The organism is Crocinitomix catalasitica ATCC 23190, assembly GCF_000621625.1.
GTDB classification, from domain to species: Bacteria; Bacteroidota; Bacteroidia; order Flavobacteriales_D; family Crocinitomicaceae; genus Crocinitomix; species Crocinitomix catalasitica.
The window spans coordinates 36,490-59,989 of record NZ_JHXV01000022.1; the positions used below are offsets into that span (position 1 = coordinate 36,490).

General features: G+C 34.9%; 15 protein-coding genes. 12 read left to right on the top strand and 3 right to left on the bottom strand.

Annotated elements, in window-relative coordinates; translation table 11 throughout:
• The first annotated feature begins 2 nt into the window (after positions 1–2).
• Positions 3–752, top strand: a complete 750-nt coding sequence (locus T367_RS0113005) for a porin family protein (protein WP_027420245.1) — start codon at positions 3–5, stop codon at positions 750–752.
• A 4-nt stretch (positions 753–756) separates the two neighbouring features.
• Here T367_RS0113005 and amaB read toward each other — a convergent pair whose 3' ends face one another.
• Positions 757–2,313 (bottom strand): L-piperidine-6-carboxylate dehydrogenase, encoded by a 1,557-nt coding sequence (amaB, locus tag T367_RS0113010; RefSeq protein ID WP_027420246.1) that lies wholly within the window; start codon positions 2,311–2,313, stop codon positions 757–759.
• Positions 2,314–2,498: 185 nt separating this feature from the next.
• Between amaB and T367_RS0113015 the strand changes: the two genes are divergently transcribed.
• Positions 2,499–3,209, top strand: coding sequence for a TapB family protein (locus T367_RS0113015; protein WP_027420247.1), 711 nt, complete (start codon positions 2,499–2,501; stop codon positions 3,207–3,209).
• Between the two features lie 4 nt (positions 3,210–3,213).
• Positions 3,214–4,683 carry a glycosyltransferase family 39 protein gene (locus T367_RS0113020; RefSeq protein ID WP_027420248.1) on the top strand — a complete coding sequence of 490 codons (1,470 nt, stop codon included), beginning with the start codon at positions 3,214–3,216 and terminating at the stop codon, positions 4,681–4,683.
• A 260-nt stretch (positions 4,684–4,943) separates the two neighbouring features.
• Here T367_RS0113020 and T367_RS0113025 read toward each other — a convergent pair whose 3' ends face one another.
• Positions 4,944–6,425: a VWA domain-containing protein gene (locus tag T367_RS0113025; RefSeq protein WP_027420249.1), complete on the bottom strand. Its 1,482-nt coding sequence runs from the start codon at positions 6,423–6,425 to the stop codon at positions 4,944–4,946.
• A gap of 1,064 nt (positions 6,426–7,489) precedes the next feature.
• On the opposite strand from T367_RS0113025, the gene T367_RS0113030 reads away from it, so the two are divergent.
• From T367_RS0113030 to T367_RS22350, 6 genes are all read left to right on the top strand, one after another.
• Entirely contained in the window at positions 7,490–9,061 is a 1,572-nt protein-coding gene (locus tag T367_RS0113030; RefSeq protein WP_027420250.1) for a T9SS type A sorting domain-containing protein, read from the top strand.
• 206 nt (positions 9,062–9,267) lie between these two features.
• Positions 9,268–10,809, top strand: a complete 1,542-nt coding sequence (locus T367_RS0113035; RefSeq protein ID WP_027420251.1) for an acyl-CoA carboxylase subunit beta — start codon at positions 9,268–9,270, stop codon at positions 10,807–10,809.
• 225 nt (positions 10,810–11,034) lie between these two features.
• Positions 11,035–11,544, top strand: a complete 510-nt coding sequence (locus tag T367_RS0113040; RefSeq protein ID WP_027420252.1) for a hypothetical protein — start codon at positions 11,035–11,037, stop codon at positions 11,542–11,544.
• 298 nt (positions 11,545–11,842) lie between these two features.
• Positions 11,843–12,604: a GLPGLI family protein gene (locus tag T367_RS0113045; protein WP_027420253.1), complete on the top strand. Its 762-nt coding sequence runs from the start codon at positions 11,843–11,845 to the stop codon at positions 12,602–12,604.
• Positions 12,605–12,640: 36 nt separating this feature from the next.
• Positions 12,641–15,358, top strand: a complete 2,718-nt coding sequence (locus T367_RS0113050; RefSeq protein ID WP_027420254.1) for a TonB-dependent receptor domain-containing protein — start codon at positions 12,641–12,643, stop codon at positions 15,356–15,358.
• 33 nt (positions 15,359–15,391) lie between these two features.
• Positions 15,392–15,628 (top strand): 4a-hydroxytetrahydrobiopterin dehydratase, encoded by a 237-nt coding sequence (locus tag T367_RS22350; RefSeq protein WP_035844007.1) that lies wholly within the window; start codon positions 15,392–15,394, stop codon positions 15,626–15,628.
• Positions 15,629–15,652: 24 nt separating this feature from the next.
• Here T367_RS22350 and T367_RS0113060 read toward each other — a convergent pair whose 3' ends face one another.
• Positions 15,653–16,318: a hypothetical protein gene (locus T367_RS0113060; protein WP_157454228.1), complete on the bottom strand. Its 666-nt coding sequence runs from the start codon at positions 16,316–16,318 to the stop codon at positions 15,653–15,655.
• Positions 16,319–17,850: 1,532 nt separating this feature from the next.
• On the opposite strand from T367_RS0113060, the gene T367_RS0113065 reads away from it, so the two are divergent.
• The 3 genes from T367_RS0113065 (at position 17,851) to T367_RS0113075 (ending at position 23,469) form a co-directional block, all read left to right on the top strand.
• Positions 17,851–18,417: an RNA polymerase sigma factor gene (locus tag T367_RS0113065; protein ID WP_027420256.1), complete on the top strand. Its 567-nt coding sequence runs from the start codon at positions 17,851–17,853 to the stop codon at positions 18,415–18,417.
• A gap of 4 nt (positions 18,418–18,421) precedes the next feature.
• Entirely contained in the window at positions 18,422–21,001 is a 2,580-nt protein-coding gene (locus T367_RS24020) for an energy transducer TonB (protein ID WP_051568543.1), read from the top strand.
• Between the two features lie 548 nt (positions 21,002–21,549).
• Positions 21,550–23,469 carry a YfbK domain-containing protein gene (locus tag T367_RS0113075; RefSeq protein WP_245593053.1) on the top strand — a complete coding sequence of 640 codons (1,920 nt, stop codon included), beginning with the start codon at positions 21,550–21,552 and terminating at the stop codon, positions 23,467–23,469.
• Positions 23,470–23,500 lie beyond the last annotated feature (31 nt).

A 23,500-nucleotide genomic window follows, 5' to 3' on the forward strand; every position in this document is an offset into this window, starting at 1 on the left:
GAATGAAGAAACTTGTTTTAACCTTGACCATTCTTTTATTCGCTTTAAATAGTTCTTCTCAATCATACAAAATAGGACTGGATATAGGTGGGAATGTTATGCCTATAGGCGAACGGATTCTTCTGCAAAATTATAATTTGGGATTGAATGGTGGGATTTATGTTGATTATGCTTTGACGGATGAGATTGCCTTGAGTTTAGGTGTTTATTACAGCCAAAAAAAACATTATTTGGAAACTTATGATTCCACTAAATTGTCACTTTTTGGTTTTGAAGATGCGTTGCCAGGGGACGATTTGAATCTTTATCAATATACACGAACGAAAACTGCAACCACGCAGAATTATATTGAGATGCCACTTCTTATTAAATATGAATATAAGATGTTGGAATTCTTTGGAGGTCCTTATTTTGGGTTTATGATCGGCGCCAAAACGGTCGAATCTGTTGAAAGTAATGTGCCTTTATTGCAGACGATTGACATTAATTCGTTCGATGAATCGGGGTTGCTTACAGCTTTTCTACCGCCTAAATATGCTTATGAGATCAATGAATCAAGTAGTGTGAAAAATTTAAAATCGTTTGATTTTGGATTGCGTGTTGGAATGGCAATAAAAAGTGAAATTGGTTTGGGCTTTAGAGGATCATATTCGTTTGGTATGATTGATTACCGAACGAACGATAATCAATCAACCAAACAAAAATATGGGTATACACAATTCAGTATTTTCTACGAATTGCCTTTAAAATAATTTATTAAAAATCGAATTTAATTCCTTGCGCTAATGGCAATTCAGTTGAGTAGTTAATTGTGTTGGTTTGTCTACGCATATAAACTTTCCAAGCATCTGATCCAGACTCACGTCCACCACCAGTTTCTTTTTCTCCACCGAATGCTCCGCCTATTTCAGCACCAGAAGTACCAATGTTAACGTTTGCAATTCCACAATCAGATCCTGAAGCAGATAAGAATTGCTCAGACTCACGAATGTTGTTTGTGAATATTGATGATGATAAACCTTGTTTAACGCCATTTTGAATTTCAATTGCATTATTTACATCACCGCTATACTTAATAAGGTATAACAAAGGTGCAAATGTTTCGTGTTGAACAATCTCATAACTGTTTTCAACTTCTGCAATAGAAGGAGAAACGTAACAACCAGACTCGTAACCTTCGCCTGTTAATTTTTTTCCTTCAACCAATACTTTTCCACCTTCAGCTTTTACTTTTTCAATAGCAGCTAAATATGTATTTACAGAATCAGCATCGATAAGCGGCCCAACATGGTTAGACTCATCTAAAGGATTACCAATTTTTAATTGATTATATGCTTTTACTAAAACATCTTTTACTTGATCATAAATAGATTCGTGAACAATCACTCTTCTAGTTGATGTACATCTTTGACCCGTTGTTCCAACAGCTCCAAAAACAACACCTGGAAGCACTATTTTTAAATCAGCAGATGGGGTAAGAATTACTGCGTTGTTTCCGCCTAATTCTAATAATGATTTACCTAATCTTTTTCCTACTGCTTCACCAACAGATTTACCCATTCTAGTAGATCCTGTTGCAGATACTAAAGGAACTCTTTTGTCATTTGCCATTGCAATACCTAAGTCAGCACCGCCAATTAAAACATTTGATACACCTTCTGGCACATCATTTTCTTTAAAAACTTCGTTTGTAATGTTCTGACAAGCAATTGCTGTTAAAGGTGTTTTTTCAGATGGCTTCCAAACACAAACATCACCACAAATCCAAGCTAAAGCTGTATTCCAAGCCCAAACTGCAACGGGGAAGTTAAATGCAGAAATAATTCCAACTGTTCCTAATGGATGATATTGATCATACATTCTGTGAACTGGACGTTCAGAATGTAAAGTAGATCCATTTAATTGTCTAGATAGACCAACTGCGAAATCGCAAATGTCAATCATCTCTTGAACCTCACCTAAACCTTCTTGATAAGATTTACCCATCTCATAAGAAACTAGTTTTCCTAGTGGCTCTTTATATTCTCTCAATTTTATACCTAACTGTCTTACAATTTCACCTCTTTTTGGTGATGGTACTGTACGCCATGTCTTATATGCTTTTTGACTCGTTGCGATGATTGTTTCGTAATCTTCAAGCGTTGCGCTTTTAACTGATCCAATCAACTCTCCATCAACAGGCGAATAAGAATCGATTTGTTCACCTTTTGTATTAATCCATTGTGCACCAGTAGATGCCCCTTCGTTCATTTTTTTTATTCCTAATTGATCAAGGACTTCTTGAATATTAGTTGCTATAGCTGTGGTTGACATAATTGATTTGTTTTTTTAACAAAAATACGAATATTCGTTTAATCTAGGTCAATTGATTGTTCTCTCTTTTGATTTGAAAAAGAAAAGAATAAGATTATCTTTACGGTAATTCACATAAAGTTTTGCCGCTTTTTGGTTACTTTTTTAATTGTAATTACACCAAGTGGCATATAAAAATATACATTATGAAGAATAGAATTTTTGTTATTGCAGTCAGTCTTATTGTTGGGTTAGGAGTTTTTAGTTTTACTTTTAAAGCTGAAAATGAGCCTTGTAAGTCTTATATTCCTTATAAAGAAGGGGTTAAAATGGTGTATACCAATTACAACCCTAAAGATAAAGTTGAAAGTTCTAGTGAGGTTACAATCAAATCAATTAATGAGGTGGCAGGTAAAGTCACTTTCGAATTACATTCCATTATTAAGGATAAAAAAGGCGAGGTAATCATGGAAAATGACATGGAATCTTATTGTGAAAATGGTGTGTTTCATTTTTCTTTAGATGATATGATGCAACAATTAACTTCTGCTTATAAGGATATGGATGTTAAAATGACGCAGAAGGAAATTCAATTACCTGGAACATTAAGTGAAGGAATGAAATTGGCTGATGGTGAAATGAATATGGTAATTTCGGCAAGTGGCATGAAAGTGATGGATATTTCAGTCACTGTTATGGATAGAACAGTGGAAGGTTTTGAAACAATAGAAACTACTGCAGGTACTTTTAAATGCGCTAAGATTACTTCTAAAAAACAGGTTGATATGGGTTTTATGAAAAGAGATAGTTACAGTACTGATTGGTACGCTTTGGATTTTGGAATGATTAGAAGTGAGTCGTATGATGACAAAAAGAAATTGGAATCTTATACCTTACTAACAGAAATGGACAATTAATTGAATGATAAAAAGGTTTGACTTTACGTCTTATAAGAACATTTTATTTGCGGCTTTAATTCTTAGAATTATCGCCGCATTTTTTTCACAGGGTTATGGAATGCACGATGATCATTTTTTGATTATCGAGGCTGCTGGTTCGTGGGTCGATGGATTTGACTATAATCACTGGTTGCCATGGTCTGAAGGTAATAGAGGTGCTCCGGAAGGGCATAGCTTTACTTATGTAGGTCTTAATTTTATCTTGATATCTATCTTAAAAACAATTGGCATTGCAGATCCTAAAATTCTAATGCTAATGAACCGTTTAGTTCATGCGCTATTCTCTCTATTAATTGTTCATTTCAGTTATAAAATAGCGAACCGTTTAGGCGGTAAAAAAATTGCAGTTCAAGTTGGTTGGGTAATGGCATTATTATGGGTTTTACCTTTTTTATCTGTTCGTAATTTGGTTGAAATTACATGCATACCTTTTATTCTTTGGGGTGTTTGGGTTTTATTAAAGGATGAGAAATGGCAGAATGCCTTATATGCTGGTTTACTGTTAGGACTTGCGGTTTCCTTTAGATATCAAGTTGGCGTCTTTGCGCTAGGAATAGCGATAGTGCTCTTCTTTCAAAAAAAGTATAAACCTTTTATCTGGTATTCAATTGGAGTGTTAATTGTTTTCGGACTTACACAAGGATTGGTAGATTATATTATTTGGGGTACGCCTTTTGCCGAATTTTTGGGCTATACTTTGTATAATATGAATGAAGGCACAGCGTACATTCCGAATAATAATTACGCGATGTACTTTTTAGTGCTAATGGGTCTTTTTCTTATTCCGCTCGGCCTTTTAATAGGTATAGGTTATTTTAATTCGGCGAAGAAGTATGCAATTATTTTTGTGCCAGTTCTTCTTTTTATTCTTTTCCATACATTCTATCCAAGTAAACAAGAGCGTTTTGTTTTACCAGTTTTCCCGCTGTTTTTTATTCTAGGTATACTAGGTATCCAGCCATTATTAGAGAAAGCTAATTGGCAAAAATTCTGGCGTTTTTCTTGGCGTACTTTCTGGGTCCTAAATATTCCAATTTTATTATTTGCTACGTTTACTTATTCAAAAAAGTCACGGGTAGAGTCTATGTATTATTTCTACGATGTTGATTTGGAAGGGAAAAGTATATTGCAGGAAGCTACTGGTGAAACAGGTGTGTCTATGTTGCCAAGATTTTATAGTGGAAATTGGTATTTAAATGCTGTCGCAAGAGGTGATGAATCTCAATCTTTGAAGGTCTATGAAAATAAGGAATACGCCTATATACTTTTTTGTGGTGAACAAGATTTAAGTGCAAGAATTGATGCCTATAAAACCCTTTATCCAGCACTACATTTGGTTAAGGTTTGTGAGCCAAGTGCTATAGATCGTTTATTAAGATGGTTAAATCCGAGGAATACTAACGAGTATATTGAGATTTGGAAGATTTCGTAGGTCTTGAAAATCAATACGTTATTTCAAATTGTTTAAAACTTGTGAGAAACTAAGTGTATTTTAGACGACACGAATCTGTAACTCGAACGTTATTGTAATAGAACTAAAAGTTTTATTGCTATGAGAACGAAGTTAGTTGTTTTATTGTTATTGGTATTTTTTGTTGTTTCAGGCTTTTTAGCTTAACAATAGATATGTTTTTGAGTGATACCCTATATACTCAAGATGTATTAAAGAACCATTTTTCAACAGTGTAGATATTATCTACCTCTGAACGATGTTCTTTTGATTTCTTTCACCAGTTTTGTTTCGGCATCGGTGAACGATCGAATTTCAACAAAATCTCCACCACCTTCTACCGTAATTGATCGCATATGGTCAGTTAGGTATTCTGATGTACTTATCCCTACAACTGAAAAGATAATTCCTTTGTCTTTATAGTTTTGACCAATGATATCCATATAGTCATTACTGCCTCTGTTAAATGCACCGTCCGTTACCATAATCACAATATTATTGCGCTCCGGACTATAAACACGTTTGTTGAGGTTATATCCAACACGTATGGCATCACCTCCAGCAGTCGAGCTATTCGTGCGCAGTTTATTCACTTTGTCAATGATAAACTCCTTGTCTTCTCCCGTTTTTTCAGCCACAATTACAGAAACTGTTGATGAGTATGTAATGACAGATATAAAATCATTCGGACGCAAAATATCAACCAATTCAATCATTGATTGTTTTAATAAGTCAAGTTTACCTGCTGAATTCATCGAGCTTGAAACGTCTAAAATGAAAGTGATATTATTGTATTTAAAATGTCTTTCATCAAAAACTGAATCTGGCAATTCATCTAAAGGAGTAAGCACTACAGGAATAACCGGAGCCTCTTCTTCTTCAATTACTTCCTCAACAACCTCCTCAATCACTTCAGGTTCTTCCCGAACTTCTGTGTCAATAATAATTGATTCTTCTTCCTCTTCCTCAACTTCTTCAATTATTTCTTCTTCAAAAACTTCTTCCTCCTCAATGGGCTCTTCATAAACAATCAATTCCTCTTCAAATTCTTCAACCTCATCTTTACTTAATAATATTTCTACATAATTGCGTTGAAAATTTAAGTAACCTTCTTTGGCGTTATTTCTATACGGATTTCTTTCTGCAACCATATAATAATATCCCATCGGAATTTTTTCATGAACAATGCCGTCACCATTCGTTTTAAATGAATCGTATGAACTGCCGTTTTGCACAAAATATACACGCGCATTTTTAATGGGTTCTCTAGTTAATGAATCAAGCACTTTAACTGTGACAGCAAATTCGTAAGAAACCGGTCCAGTAGGAGTTGAATTAAAATCGGGGCAATCTGTAAAAGGGTTGCTCGAAACTTCTTTGATATTGCCTGTCAATTTAAGAACGGTAGGATCGTTCGAATCACTAAAATATGCGTTTACTTTATAGTTGAATTTACCCTTAATCTTATCGTTAATTTTTAAACGAATAATAATAGAGCTATCAGGCATTAATACTTTGCCAGAGAATTTATAATAGACTTCCCTTGGCTTTTGAACATTCAATAAATATTGTTTTTTGCCTGAATTATTCGTGAAAGTAAAATCAATATACGTTTCAGCGTTGGCGTATAAATCACCAAAATCATAACTTTTTCTGTCCGCAGTAATTTGTGCAACAGCAGTAAAATTAAAAAGTAGGATAAGTAGACAAAGTATAATTCGCATGCAATGGTATAGTTGATTATAAATGATTAGTTACATAAAATATGCCAACTATCAAACATACAAATCTATATAAAGGTTAGCATATATGATTTAAGATAGGTGTTTTTATTGTGGCGTTCTCCGTCCCCTTCATTTCGTCCCGATAGAAATCGGACCGCTCAATGATCGGCGACGGAGTCGGTCTTTACGCTCTAATCTTTTCCCCATTAGAAGTAGGGAAAAGGATATCCGCTGCAATACCTAACGCGGAAAAGAGTTGTAGCGTCTTGAGTCCGTTGTCGTTAGTGCAATTTTTGTTAATCTGAGTTATCTGTGGTAAAAAATATCACGAACCCTCTTCAAATCGCATATCCTCAATACTTCAACAGGAAACAACATCACTCCACCCTCAAGTCTAAAATCTAAGTAATCTACGGTAGACAAAATAAGAAGCTTGAACTACAAATGACGTTTTGAAATGGAATAAGATTTGCTCAGTCTACAATAATTATTATTTTAACTTCTAACCTCAGTCAAACCGCTGATGGTGTTCACTAAATTGCAGAACTAGGCGCACAAAATGTTCCTTCTATTCTTTTAATAGCCAAATAGATAAGTAGTTTCTGGTCGGAATCACAACAATGTTAAAATAGCTTCTTTTGAGCCTGTTTTACTTTTTTTCTTGTCGTCTGAAGCTAAGGCATCTCTTAAATAAAAACAAAATATTTCTCAAAATTTATGCAATTTGTAAAAAAAAGCGTCAGTTTCCGACCAGACACTAAGTAAAAGGAATAAATACTGAATAAGCGTAAAATGGAGTAAAAAGTAAATAACTACTAAATTGCAGAATACGGGTGCGAAAAAGATTTTTTTTAACTCAGTTAAATCTTGTAATTTAGTCAGTTGGGATATTTCAAGTATTTCCAACGGAATATACATGGTAAGCGTGTATACAATAAGTACGCAAGAAGTATTGGGTACCCAAAAAGTAATTGTACAACATTAATAGAAAGCAGAGTTATTCTAAAATCATATTTCAGATTACTTTCACTTTCATAACGGCATAAATGCACACTATTTAAAACATGTTAAAAATCATCTTAAATATTAAATTCTTTGTTTTATTTATGACCTTTCGTGTTTGTATTGCACAGCCTGTGATTAACGAACGGTACACTCTTAATGATGAGTCAAATGCAATTTTCTCTACAGTTCTTGTAATTAATGATAAATACTTTGTAAGCGGTTTTCAGTCCTCACTTGCAGGTTTTAAAGACAACGAAAGCTCTTTATCGTTTATTAATTTTGGCAGTGTTTTAGATTCAATAAAAATTTATAGAAATGATTCTTTAGGTTTAAGTTTTATGAGCCAAACTAAGATGATCATTACTTTAGATAGCAATCTCGCTCATGTCGCTCTTGCTGCTTCTGTAGATTATCCATATTCCTATTTTTTTATAAAAATGAATAAACAAGGTGAGGTTTTAAATATAAATTATTTCCCTGAGTTTTATACAGAAGATTCAAATGAAGGAAAAAACCCTTCTACTCTAATACAAAGTGCAGACAGCACTTATTATGGCATTGTACATGTACAACATTCAGAGAATTACTTGGTGGGCTTCACTTTTTTCAGATTAGATAAATACGGTAATTTAATGGTTAAAAAAAGTTATTATGGTGATGATATTGAAGAGTATAATGCCTTGGCATCAGCTAGTATGGTTCAGCTCAACGCCAATGAATTAATGATTGGTTGCGCCTACCGAAAAGATGCTTTTGAAACAGAGGACCGCAGGCATCATACGCGATTAATGAAAATCGACACCCTTGGTGAATTGATTGAAGAAGTGACGTATTGGGAAGATAGATTAAGTTTTGATTGTAATAGTTTGACAAAGACAACAGAAGGAGGTTTTTTGTATTGTGGTAGAATTGGCGAGTATTTACCAGAAACTGATTCAAGGCAGTATAATGTAAGAATTGTAAAAATAAATGCAGATTATTCGATAGATTGGGAATTCCGATATGGCCTCCCTGTTAGCCTTCCGTACTCTAACCTCACTAAAATATTACCCTTAAATGACAGTGAATTTGTGGCGGTAGGTTTTACACCAGGTGAGGGAGGTATATTAGGTTGTCTACTTAAATTTAATATTGCTGGTGAATTATTATGGCACCGCAAATATATGAAAGTACCACCACTGGGTGATGGAGGAGAACATCAATTGTATGACGTTGAATTAACGCCTGATGGTGGTTTTGTAATGGTTGGGCAAGCCAATGATAGGTTAGGATATACTGATTTACCTGGTCAAAAAGCATGGCTTGTAAAAACAGACGAATATGGTTGTTTAGTACCGGGTTGTGAGGATGATGATTTGGGGATAGATAATCCAGTTAAAACTATACAAAGTAAAATTTATCCTAACCCAGCGCAAAACACCTTATTTTATTACCATCATCAAGATAATTTTGAGCCTGCAACAATAACAATCCATTCAATTAATGGTAAAAAAGTACACGAATGGCAGCTAAACACCAACGACATTACTTGTGAGGTTGATATTTCACATTTTCAGAGTGGGGTCTATGTGTTGAATGCTGTGAATGCAAAAGGCGAGGTTTTGTCAAGTGAGAAGTTTATTGTTGAATAGTTTTGAGTCTCAAGTCCTAAGTCGCTATTACAAATGATGGTTTGAAATGGAATAAGATTTGCCCAGGCAACAATAAATATTAATCTGTTAAAAACACAATCAATAATCAACATTCCTTCATTTGCACTAATTCGAGCATTTTTCATTTAAACTTTTACACCTTACTAAAATAAATACTAACTTAGATTTCCAATTTAAATGACAACATGGGATCGAAATTAGAACTACTAAATCGTAAAAAAGAAGAAGCCTTAAAAGGAGGTGGAGAAGCAAGAATTGAGTCGCAACATAAAAAGCGAAAATTAACTGCGAGAGAAAGATTAAACTTATTGTTAGATAAAGGTTCATTCGAGGAAATAGGCATGTTAACTTCTCATAGGTCAACAAACTTTGGTTTAGATAAGCAACAGTTTTTAGGTGATGGAGTAGTAACTGGTTACGGAACAATACACGGTAGACCGATGTATGTTTTTTCTCAAGATTTTACGGTGTTCGGTGGTTCATTAGCTGAGGTACACGCAAAGAAAATTGTTCGAATTATGGATTTATCATTACAAAATGGAATTCCAATGATTGGTTTAAATGATTCTGGAGGAGCAAGAATTCAAGAAGGGGTTGTTTCACTTGGAGGTTATGCAGATATTTTTTATCGCAATACAATGGCTTCGGGTGTTGTACCACAAATCTCTGCTATAATGGGGCCTTGTGCTGGCGGAGCTGTTTATTCCCCAGCTTTGACAGATTTCATTTATATGGTGCAAGATTCATCTTTTATGTTCGTTACAGGACCGAATGTTGTAAAAACGGTGACACATGAGGAAGTAACATCTGAAGAATTAGGTGGTGCTACTACGCATGCATCTAAATCGGGTGTTGCGCATTTCGCTGTTGAAAATGATTTAAAATGTATCAATGACCTTAAGAAATTGATGACTTATTTACCGCAGAATTGTGAAGAAGCTGCACCGAGTTATCCTTATGAGGCAAAAGATGAAACAAGATTAGATTTAAATTCAATTATTCCAGATAATCCAAATCAACCTTATAATATTAAAGATGTCATTAACCAATTGGTTGATGAAGATTCGTTTTACGAAGTACAAGAAACATACGCAGAAAATATTGTGATCGGATTTGCCTTTTTAGCAGGTAAAAGTATTGGTGTTGTTGCCAATCAACCCGCATTTTTAGCAGGTGTATTAGATAGTAATGCTTCAAACAAGGCCGGTCGCTTTGTTCGTTTTTGTGATTCGTTTAACATTCCATTATTAGTCTTAGAAGATGTTCCTGGATTTTTACCTGGTACTGAGCAAGAGTGGAATGGGATTATTAACAATGGAGCAAAATTATTGTATGCTTTCTGTGAAGCAACCGTTCCGAGAATTACCGTAATTACGCGTAAGGCTTATGGTGGTGCTTATGATGTAATGAATTCTAAACATATTGGTGCTGACATGAACTATGCTTGGCCATCTTCTGAAATTGCTGTAATGGGTGCTAAAGGTGCTGCAGAGATTATTTTCAGAAAAGAAATTCAAGAAGCTGCTGATCCAGCGGCTAAATTATTAGAAAAAGAAGCTGAGTATGCCGAATTGTTCGCGCATCCTTATAACGCAGCTAAACATGGCTTTATTGATGAGGTAATAGAACCATCAGTAACACGAACAAAATTAATTCGTGCATTTGATATGCTAAAAAACAAAGTTTCCCACCTTCCTAAAAAGAAACACGGGAACATTCCTTTGTAAAAAAAAATAATTAAACAGTTATTAAAGGTGTACTTCTAGTACGCCTTTTTTTATGCGATATAATTCATATTCGCGCTATTATTGGTGTATATGGTCGTAAATCACCCAGTTGGGTGAGGGTGTTTCATCCATTCGGGTGAAGAAAAACCATGTTGTTGTTCATAGTTTTGTAGGGTAGTTAAATGGTGAAGGTCATCATTTATTTAAACACTAAATTTTTTATATATGAAAACAATTACATTAATTATCGCCGCAAGTTTAACAATGTTATCTTTTGTAGGTCCAGAACCAACAATTAATCATAAATCTACTCATGTGGAAGAAATAGAAATGTCAAATGCAATTAACAGAGGAAAAAAACAGGTTTTTAAAGTGAGTGTGCAAATTGGACGGAAAAAAAAGGGATGTACAGGGTTCGGTATCTGTAAACTTCAAGTTGCTATAGATTTAAAAGTTGTTGGTGAAATGATCATGGCTCATCCTTATGTTTTGGTGGATGATATTGTAGGTCTCGAATTTATTAAAGATGAAGGAACGATGTCAAAGGAAGTTGTTCAAAGTTTAAATAATGGAAAATTTATTATGGAAGAAGGCTTTCAAACTAAATTAGTGATAAACAAAGAAGATTCTAAAAGGTGGAATATAGAGGAGGGAACTGCCTTGAAAATGGATTGGCCAAAAGGTATTTATAAGGCGACAAAAACCGAAAAAGGTTGGTTGGTAACAAGACCTTAATAAATAACCCTAAAACAGCAGATTTTCTTCATAACTAAAGTCTCCTATCAATACTCGATTAACTGAGGAGCTTGGATTCAATAAAAAAGTCGCATCAACGTTTTGATGCGACTTTTTTGATTTACGAGATTAAGCTTCAGTTATGAATCGAAACCGCGGCAATGTAGCGTTTAGGACATTTTTAGACTTCACCCAAATGGGTGATTTCTTTATTTTTTACCTTTTATAATATTTCTTTTACAATCTGTTTAAACCTTCTATACTTTCGTTTGTCTAATCGTTACCAATTAATTATAAAATGAAAAATATACTCGTATTAATAACCCTTCTAGTTTTTACAACTGGCTTTTCGCAAGTGTCTGGAGAGTTTATTTATAATGTGAAAGAAAATGTTCACAGTAAATTACCACCAGGACCAAGAGGGGATAGAATGAAAGAATTTGTGCCTGAATTTGTAGATGTCAGCACAAGGTTATTGGTCAATATAGAAGCTTCACTTTATTCGAATATCATTGATACGATTCAGCCTGATTTAAGTCAAGAAGATGACCGAATGGCGAGAATGAAAAAAAGATTAGCACCAGCGAATGACATCGTTTTTATGGATATTGAAAATGGTTTAGTTGTTCAGAAAAAAGAATTTATGGATAAGGTTTTTCTGATTAAAGATTCGATTGGATTAAGCAATTGGAAATTAACTGGAGAAATGAAGGAAGTTGGAGGGTTGAATTGTCTGGAAGCTGTTTTTATCCCAAAAGAAGATGATACCACTACAGTAACTGCTTGGTTTGCGCCAGAGATTGCAACAAATGCTGGTCCTGCTGGATTTGGTGGTTTGCCAGGCTTAGTGGTTTATTTAAATATAAATGACGGTCAAACCGTGATAAGTTTGGTGAGCCAAATTATGCGTGAAGTGAAGTCTAAAGAAATTAATATTCCAAATAAAGGTAAGGTAGTAACGCAAGAAGAGTATGATGATCTTGTGAAGAAGAAAATGGAGCAAATGAAAAAACAAATGGAAGGCCGTAGCGGACCAGGAGGCGGACCACCAAGACATTAATCAATTAGCATCTCTTAAAAACATTATACGCAATTCATGAAAAACTTATTATTAATAATCGCATTGTTGTTCTTGTCTGTATCATTCGGGCAATCATCTAAAATTACAGGAGCATTGTACAGTAATGATACAGAATCTATTCCCGGTGCATCTGTTATGTTAATAGGAGCAAAGGATTCAATACTTAAATCGTATGCGATTACGAACTCAATTGGTGAGTTTAGTTTAGCGAATATTAAATCGGGTGATTATATTGTTAAAGCTTCTTTTTTTGGTTTTAAACCGTTCGAACGCAATGTGCAAGTGGCCGGTGACGGACAACCTGTTGATCTCGGTAAAATTATACTCGAAGCTAAAATGCTAAATGAGGTCGTAGTAGAAGGACAATACATTCCAATTGAAATAAAAGGGGATACCATTCAATACGATGCGCGTGCTTTTGAAACGAAAGAACATGATGTCGTTGAGGATTTATTAAAACAATTACCAGGTGTGGTTGTCGCAGAAGACGGTTCAATTGAAGTGCAAGGAAAGAAAGTAGAGAAAATTCTGGTAGATGGAGAAGAGTTTTTTGGAAATGATGCAACGATAACAACAAAGAATTTGCCTGCCAAAGCGGTTGAGAAAGTACAAGTTTATGATAAACAATCTGACATGGCTGAATTTACTGGTGTTGATGATGGATCGGAATCACCAACGATTAATTTGAAGTTAAAAGCAGACCATAAAAAGGGCATGTTTGGTTCTGTTGAAGGTGGATTGGGTGCTGATGTGCCTTACCAAGATTTAGTGAGATACCAATCTAAAGCGAATGTGCATTGGTTTAAAGATAAGATTCAATTTTCTGCAATTGCGATGTCGAATAATGTCAATGAAACTGGATTTAATTATTCTGATTATCAAAATTTCTCTGGTGGTGGAGGTGGCAGAATTGGAGGGAGTGGCTTTCAGTCTTCTGGTCTACCAATTAACAATAGCAGCAATTCGGGATACCAGAATACACATGCGGTTGGTTTGAATTTTAATTATAAACCATCGAAACAAACCATTTTTAATACGTCGTTATTTTTAACAGACTTCATCAAGTCTTACGACAAAACATTAACAAGAGAGACTTATTATACAGATTCCTCTTTGGTAACAGACGAATTGGTCAATCAGCAAAGTAATATTTTAGAAAATAAAGGGACCATTCATTTTGAGCAAAAATTTGATACGACTCAATTTTTAAATATCGATATTAATGGGTCATGGGAAAACACTGATTATAACAATCAAAGTACAGTTGAAAATTATAATGGAATTGGCGCTTTAGGAAGTGTCTTTAATACAGTTTTAGATCAGAATAGTTTTAATTACGACCTGTCAGGTTCTGCAAATTATCGTAAAAAGTTCTTGAAAGCTGGCAGAAATACTGGTGGGGGAATTAGTTATTCAACAAGTAATGACGATGAATCAACAACGTTAGATTATTTGACAACACTTTATTTAGTTGGCCTTTCTAATGATTTCTTAACAAATCAAAGCCAGTTTACAAAGTTAAATTCGAATAATTTATCGGCGAATTGGTTGTGGTCAGAACCCATTTCTAAGAATCAATTAATTCAACTAAAATATACGTTCAGTAATGCAAATTCCTCTAGAAATAAAGAAGTGTTTGATCAAACAGAGATAGAGATTTTTAATCCAGGTTTATCTGCTGTGGGCGACTATACGCAAACTGCACATGACATTGATTTCGATCATAAAGTGATTCTAACGAATCTTAAAACAACAGTTGGGGCAGCATATAAGAACTTGACATTGTCGGGGGAAGACATACTTGTTAATCCTGTAAAATTCGATTATATCTTACCCGCAGCAACAATAAACTGGGATGCGACAAAACAAAGTAATTTAAGGTTGAGCTATAATACTTCTATTACTGCGCCTACATTAGATCAATTGCAACCTTTGCCAAACAATACCAACCCTTCGGAAGTGGTTTTAGGGAACGCTGCATTAGAGCCGGAATACAATCATACAGTTCAAATGCGTTTTAGACGATTCAGTCAATTTAACTTCACTTATTTATTTGCATCTATAACCGGTAATTATGTAAAGGATAATATCACTTATTCGCAAAATATAAATGAGTTTTATGTTAAGGAAATCATTCCTCAGAATTTAGGTGACGAAAAAAGTTTGTCTGCAAATGTTGCTTTCGGAACTTCTTTATATCCTATTAAATCGAAGTTTCACTTATCAGGGAATGCTTCTGTATCGAATGGTTTGGTGAATTTAAACGGGAATCAAGATGAATATACTTCGTATTATTTCCAACCGAACTTTTCTGTAGAGAATATCTCTAAAAAAGTAGTGAGTTTGAAAGCTGGGGTAGCCTATACTTATTCAATCAATAATTATTTAGAGAATGAATCCTTCAACAATACATATAGCAACTTTAACTATTATGGAGATGTTGAATTTAAGATTAAGGATCGATGGGAAATTGGAACAGATTTACAACATTATTTCTACCCAGATTTTGAAACAAATTCGCAGTTGATAAGATGGAATGCAAGTATTGGTGTGAATTTATTGAAGGCTAAAACTTTGCAAGTGTATGTGAAAGGTGTCGATTTATTGAATCAAAATACAGGAATAAGTCAATATTATACGCAGAATATTTATGAGCAATCTGTGACGCAAACTTTGGGTAGATATGTATTGGTTGGATTAAAATATTCGTTCCAAAAAATGGGAGCGAAATAAGATTTAGCTTATCTTGAAGGAAATATTGTATTTATGGGTTGGGTTGAAAAAAATGATAAGTTGGTTAAGACATTCGAAATGGAATCGTTCTCGGATATTATCAATCGTTTAAATGCTTTAGCTGAAGTTGCAAATGAAATGAACCATCATCCGGATTTTGAAGTATTCGGTTACAAGCAAATCAAGTTCGCATTAAGAACACATGACGCGAATTCTATAACGGATACAGACTATCAATTGGCAAAGGAGATTGATGCTATTTTTGAATAGATAATCGTTTGATAAATATAGGTTCTAATAAAAGAGTTCAACGATATTGTTAACATCTTCGTGCACGGTGTAACTGAATGGAATGACGTCAGTGATGCCATCTTTTGTCACTTCCATTAAGATTTCATAATCTCCAGCAGGGAATTGCACAGGACCAGATATTTGATCGAAACAACCAGTGAATGGGATCGGATTCCACCTGCCAAATTCAGCATCAATAAGCGTATGACGTCTTTTATAAATCATTGAATTTGACTCACTAGTACAAGCTGTATTTTTGAAATGATAAGTGACGTCACACATGGGCAGAACTGGAATTTCTATGTGATTTTTTTCAAATTTATCTATTACAAATTCAAAGTAGTCGCCTTCGTAGAAGTAAACTTCTGTTAAGAAAGGAAAGCGCATAATAGTCACCCAATTCGATAAACGTTTTGATTTAAAATTGATATCCGCCTTACCATTTTCTAAACTTCCTTCAGTTATCTCTTTTATTTCTGAACCTGATAATTCAGTATACGAACCTCTGGATTGAAAAATTTCATACTGCGCACCATCAATACCTTCGCCTGTTCTCATATCGTACATAAATACAGTCAGATCAGTTTTACCGCTTATGATTTTCTTTTTACAAGCTGTAATGGTTTGGGTTGAAATCAATAAAAGACAGATTAAAGTTAGATTTTTCACAATTTAAAATTAAACTAAAATTGGGGTTTGCGCAAGTTTTAAGGACGTCAAACCCACTATTCTAAAATTTAGAATACAATTATTCTGAATAAAATTGTTTTTTCGTTTTCAATACTTCTTATGAAAAGAAACTTTCACTAATAGTTGCCGGGCGATTGTATCGTATGGCTTTTAGTAAAAAGCTAGGGATAAGTTGGTGGATTAATTTTGTTTAAACTCCACTAACCACGCGATGCAATCACGCGGGATCCTCAAGGAATAATTTTGGAGGTTTTCTTTTCGGAGCCAAGTAGAGGAATATAGCGTCTTTTGGCAGCTATCTTTTCCTCGAAACTTATTAGTTTAATCTATTTCGCTGCCGCGCGATTGTATCGGGTGGCTTTTAGTTATTCGCTAGGGATAAGTTGGTGGATTAATTTTGTTTAAACTCCACTAACCACGCGATGCAATCACGCGGGATCCTCAAGGAATAATTTTGGAGGTTTTCTTTTCGGAGCCAAGTAGAGGAATATAGCGTCTTTTGGCAGCTATCTTTTCCTCGAAACTTAATACTTTAATCTATTTCGCTGCCGGGCGATTGTATCGCGTGGCTTTTAGTTAATAGCAAGGGATAAATCCGAGAAATAATTTTTATTCAAATTCCCGTAACCACGCGATGCAATCGCGCGGGATCCTCAAGGAATAATGTTTTTTGGAGGTTATCTTTTCGGAACCGAGTAGAGGAATAAAGATTCTTTAGGCTACTATTTTTTACTCGAAACTTATTAGTTTAATCTATTTCGCTGCCGCGCGATTGTATCGGGTGGCTTTTAGTTATTCGCTAGGGATAAGTTGGTGGATTAATTTTGTTTAAACTCCACTAACCACGCGATGCAATCACGCGGGATCCTCAAGGAATAATTTTGGAGGTTTTCTTTTCGGAGCCAAGTAGAGGAATATAGCGTCTTTTGGCAGCTATCTTTTCCTCGAAACTTATTAGTTTAATCTATTTCGCTGCCGCGCGATTGTATCGCGTGGCTTTTAGTTATTAGCAAGGGATAAGTCGACGAATTAATTTTGTTTAAACTCCCATAACCACGCTATGCAATCGCGCGGGATCCTCAAGTAATAATGTTTTTTGGAGGTTTTCTTTTCGGAGCCGAGTAGAGGAAAAGATGACCCATTGTCGAGGTAAGGTGAGTAATTGACCCTGCACCGCCCTGAGCGTCAGTCGAAGGGTAGGGTCACATATTCCCCTCTTGTGAATATCAATATTTAGGAGGACTATAAAAAATCTATTTATAACTCAACCCCACTTCTCGCGTTAGCGATAGCAGTGGATATCCTTTTTGTTCTGTCCGCTATAGCGGTATGGACAAAAAGATAAGAACGAATAGCGCGACCCCGCACCTGCGGGGTAACGCCCAAAAAATTATAATGAATACACTTACCTCGGGTGCATTATAAGAGTCTTTACTCTTTAGTGTTTACTCTTTTTTCTTTAAAAAAAGTTACCTTTTCGTTTTCATTACATCTTAGGGAAAGAAACAAAAATGAATCAAACAAAAATTATAGAACAATTGAAAAGTGGGAAGCAAGAAAGGGCTTTTACACAATTGTACCGTTATTACCCTAAGATTGAAAAGCATATTATAATCAATTCAGGATCTAAAGAAGAGGCTTTGGATATTTTTCAAGAAGGATTAATTGTCTTGTTTAATAAGGCAAAAACAATCACTAAAAATGACAATGTACAGATTGGCGGCTTTTTAATTAATACCTGCAAACTATTATGGAGTAATGAGCTCCGTAAGAAAAATGTACGAAAAGGATCAGGTGATACAGCACTAAAAGATTTAGCTTATCAAGATGAAATAGAAAATCAACTCATAAAAGAAAGTAGATTCAAGATTATTGATGAAGTATTAAAACAACTCGGAGAAAAATGTAAAAACATATTAGCCGCTTTTTATTATAAGCAACTGTCGATGGACGCAATAGCCAAAAAGTTTGGGTATAAATCGGTACAATCTGCCAAAACACAGAAATTCAAATGCATGGAATCTGCACGCGAATTATCAAAGGCAATTGAGAACCAAAATTTAAACCTTAAAAACTAGAACCATGCGACAAGAACTTAAAATAATTGAAGAAATAGAAGCGTATATGATGGATGCATTAAATCCGGAACAAAAGTCTTTATTTGAAGACAAGTTGACGAATAATAGTGAATTAAAAGATCAGTATGACTTTCAAAAAGATTTGGTTGAAGGCATTCAGCGATTAGGTCTTAAAAATGATGCCATTCGCGCTAGGAAAAAGTATGTATTCCAAAAAGTTTTAAAAATTGGAGCTGTTATAATCTTAGTCGCAGCTTTAACTGGATTTGCAATTAGTCAATTCGAATCTGCATCTGAGAATAGTGAAGATCAGTTTGAAAATGTGGCCGTTGAAACTATCAATACAATACATCTTCTGGAGAATGATAGTTTGTTTGCGGAACCCAACACGATGCTCGATCAACAGTTTTTTGATCTCAATACAAAACGTGATACGGTGATTGAAACTGCCGGAGGAGCGGTGATTTTTGTTCCTGCTAATTCGTTTGATACAGATTTGAATGAGGTGAATTTTCTTGTTCAAGAAGCCTTAAAAGTCGAAGATATTTTGCTTGCTGGATTGAGTACAGAAACAATGGAAGGAGACAGTTTAGAAAGTGGCGGAATGCTTTATTTTGATGCTTTTGCTAAGGATAAACGTATTGGTTTACGTAATGATTTGATTGTTGATATTCCTGCATATACTGATAAACCTGAAATGATGTTCTACGATGGCAAGAAGATGGATAATGGTGAAATTAAATGGACCAACCCCAAGCCTTTTGAACGTCCTTTAAAAGCAGTAGATATTTTGACTTTAGATTTTTATCCGCCAAAATATGAACCTAAAATGGACGAATGGGGTTATTTGAATAAGGACTTTAAGGATAGTTTGTATTATTCGTTTGGGGATGAGTTTGGAAATGTGTCTATTCCTGATACCGCAGGACTTCAAGAATTATTGATTGGTACGATTAGTCCTACACTTATGTTTATGCCGTTCCCGCAGGATGATCTTTATCATTCAAAAGTACAAATAGACTCTTCTATTGCAATAAATGAATCCCAACGTTTATGCGGTTTAAACCCGATTCTCGTTAAAACAATTTGGAATAGGACCTTTAACAATACCAATTTAGCGACTAAAGAATTCGAGGCACGGATGCCATTGATTCATGAATCTTGTGATGATGCTATTTTAGAATTGTACATCAAGAATTTAGATAAGAAATTAGCAACAGTCGACTCGATGGCGATGAGACGAACAAGCGGATCATTGCGTCGAAAATTTGCAGCTTTTGCCAAATTGAATCAAGGTAAGGTTGATGTTTCAACAAAGGCGGGGAATAAATTGGCTGATTATTACCGCAAAAAAAGTAAAGAATTCTCGGCATCCATTAAAACGGCACAGAAGGAATTTTGGGATGAACAAAATGATTTAGATCAGAAGTATATTGATCAGAATGCAAAAGCAAATAAAAACTCGAATCAAAGTCGCAAAGATTTGCAGGCAGCAGAAACCAAATTTATTTCGGACAAAGTATACAAAGCTTTGGATATGGATAAAAAAGGAAAACCGAATAATCGTAATATCCAATTGGGCAATCGTGGTTCAAATACTGGAAATGTAGCTTCCGCATTAATAGAACCAGAAGAGCCGGTACATAATTCGGTTATCGTTCCACCGAGCCGACCAATTGTTAGAGCCAATGTGAGTAATTTAGGTTGGTATAATGTTGATTGTTTGATGTCTTTAAGTCAAATGAGAACAACAGCTAAAATTAAAGGGAACAATAGAACGACAACTGTCAGTTTTGCGCCTTGGCAACTGAATATAGCGAATAACGAAGCTTTTGATAAGGTGACGGTCTATATGATTCCGAAACAATTTACTTCTTATGTAAAGTTGTATCAATCCAATAACAACTATAAATATAGTTTGAATAATGATTTAGCGTATGATGTTGTTGTCATAGCTTGGAGTGGTGATAACTTTTATGCAAGCTCGGTAAAAGTAAAGGGAAGCAATCAAACAGTTCAGTTAAAACAAGCTAAGATGAAGGATTGGAAAAAATCAATCGCGAATAATTTTGAGTCTATTACTAATTTTAGTGATGAGATTGACTTTCAAGAATTTGTGCAAACGGATCAAAAGCGGCAGAATACTAATCAAGCCAAACGCGATTTAAAGCGTAAAATCAGGCCTTATATTTTTGATTGTAATTGTGCGGTGGAGCAAGATGATATTGAAATTGTATCTGTTGAGCATTTGTCTAATATTAGGAATCAACGAGCTATACTAGCCAGTGAGGACGAGCCGCGTTTTCCTGGAGGTGAAAGAGAAATGTCTCAATTTGTGGCAAATAATATTAAACTACCAAATATAGATAACTTAACTATTAATAATAGTACAGTTTATGTGAGTTTTTTAGTAACCGAAACGGGAGAACTAAAGAATGTTAATACGATAAGAGGGGTACATCCATTAATTGATGAAGAAGTTATGCGTGTTGTTAAGTCTATGCCGAAATGGACACCCGCACAGCAAGATGGTAAAGCTGTGGCTGTTGAATTTACTCTTCCAGTAAATGTTCGTTATAATTGAATTTAAAATAAAAAAACGGGTTTTGCTAAAGGTTTTGACGGCAAAGAATTTAATATTAAAGGTTTCGTATTTTTTATTCGAAATTTAATAGTTTACTCTATTTCGCTGCCGCGCGATTGTTTCGCGTGGCTTTTTAGTTATTAGCAAGGGATAAGTCCATGAATTATTTTTGTTCAAACATTCGTAACCACGCGATGCAATCGCGAGGGATCCTATAGGAATAATTATTTTTTGGAGGTTATCTTTTCTCGAGTAGGTGAGACTAATAAACATTAATACGATTCCAAGTTCGCGTTAGCGATAGCAGTGGATATCCTTTTTTTATCCATCCGCGTCAGTCGGAGGATAAAAAAAGATAAGAACGAATAGCGCGACCCCGCACCTCCGGGGTAACGCCCAATTTTAGAAAATAAGATACTTTTAATAATTTATACACCTCAGTTCTAACACATACATCAGGCTATCAACTCAAGACTAATAACTATTTTACCCCATCTAAAAAAGGAAGTTTTTTTAGATGAGGTAAAATTAAATGAACCTTTTCGACTTTGAGTTTTACAGGAGGGAAAGAAGAAATTATGAAAGGTTTAAATATATTATTTGCAATGCTGTTTTTCACTTCAAGTTTATTTGCAGCGACAAAAACAGGAACAATTAGTGGTTCGATTAAGGATAAATCGAATCAGAATCCGATAGAAGGGGTTTCGGTGAAAATTCAAAACGAAGCGGACAAAAAGGAACTTATTGTTTTGACGGATAAGTCAGGGAATTTTGAATTTAAAGATGTGCCTGTTGGTTCTTATTATTTAACGGCAACATTTATTGGTTATGCAAAATACCGAAAATCGAATGTGGCGGTACTCGACCAAAAAATTAAAAAAATCAATATTAATTTGGTTGTGAATGTTGCTCCTCCAGAAATTGTGATGCATGACGAAGAGGTTGTGATGACGGATAATGTGGCTCCTGTTATGCATATGGAATCTAAATCGAATAGAAGTTATGCACCGACTGGTTTTGCTGGGAATGGTTTTACAGGTAAACGTGAAAGTGTCTATCACAATACCGAATCTTATGCAGGCATGGATGAAAATAGATTTAAGGAAGTTGCTTTAAGTCCGCTGTCTACTTTTGCTGCTGATGTGGATGCTGCATCATATTCTAATATTCGTCGTTTTTTAAGTACGGGGGTTAAACCAGATAAAGGTGCTGTTCGTGTTGAAGAGATGATTAATTATTTCACTTACGACTATCCGCAACCTAAAGGAGACGATCCATTTTCAATTACAACAGAAATTGGTGATTGCCCATGGAGTGATAATAAATTAGTACATATTGGCTTACAAGGTAAGCGCATTGAAACGGATAATTTGCCTCCGAGTAATTTAGTTTTTCTATTGGATGTTTCAGGTTCGATGGGGACACCAAATAAATTGCCTTTATTAAAAAAGTCATTTAAGATGCTTGTAAACGAGTTGGGCGAGAAAGATAGAATTGCAATCGTTGTTTATGCTGGGGCTGCAGGAACGGTCTTAGAATCGACCACAGCGGATAATAAAGAGACAATATTGGATGCATTAGACAAATTAAACGCTGGAGGATCAACGGCAGGTGGCCAAGGAATTGAATTGGCTTATAAAGTTGCCCAAGAACATTTTATTAAAGGCGGAAATAACCGTGTGATTTTAGCAACTGATGGCGATTTTAATATTGGAATGAGTTCGGATGCTGCGATGAAAGATTTGATTGAAAAGAAAAGAGCGACGGGTGTTTTCTTGACTTGTTTAGGTTTTGGAACGGGGAATATCAAGGATTCTAAAATGGAAATGTTGGCGAATAAAGGGAATGGAAACTATGCTTATATCGACAATGTTTTTGAAGCGAAAAAAGTCTTGGTGACTGAAATGGGAGCGACGCTATTAACGATTGCGAAGGATGTAAAAATTCAGGTTGAATTTAACCCATCGATTGTTTCGTCATACAGATTAGTGGGATATGAAAACAGATTGCTAAATGCTGAAGATTTTAATGATGATACAAAAGATGCTGGTGAAATAGGAGCTGGTCATTCGGTAACTGCATTGTACGAAGTTGTATTGGTTGGTGACGAAGAGCCTTCAAAGGATCAATTGCGTTACCAGGAAGCAAATAAAGATAAAGCAAAAACGTACGGGAATGAAATTCTAACGGTTAAGTTCCGTTATAAACAACCAGATGGTGATGTGAGTAAATTGATAGAAAGAAACCTAGAAAACAAGATCACATCGAAGGCTGCATTGTCGAATAACTTTAATTTCTCAGCAGCGGTTGCTGGTCTTGGAATGTTGTTACGAGAATCAGAATTTAGTAAAGATTTAACTTATGATGATGTGTATCAATTGGCTGTAAAAAGTAAAGGGGATGATAAGAATGGCTATAGAGCTGAGTTTATTCGTATGGTTGAAGCAGCTGAATTGATTTATAATTAGAACTAAACTATTAGTTGAAGAAATATAAAAA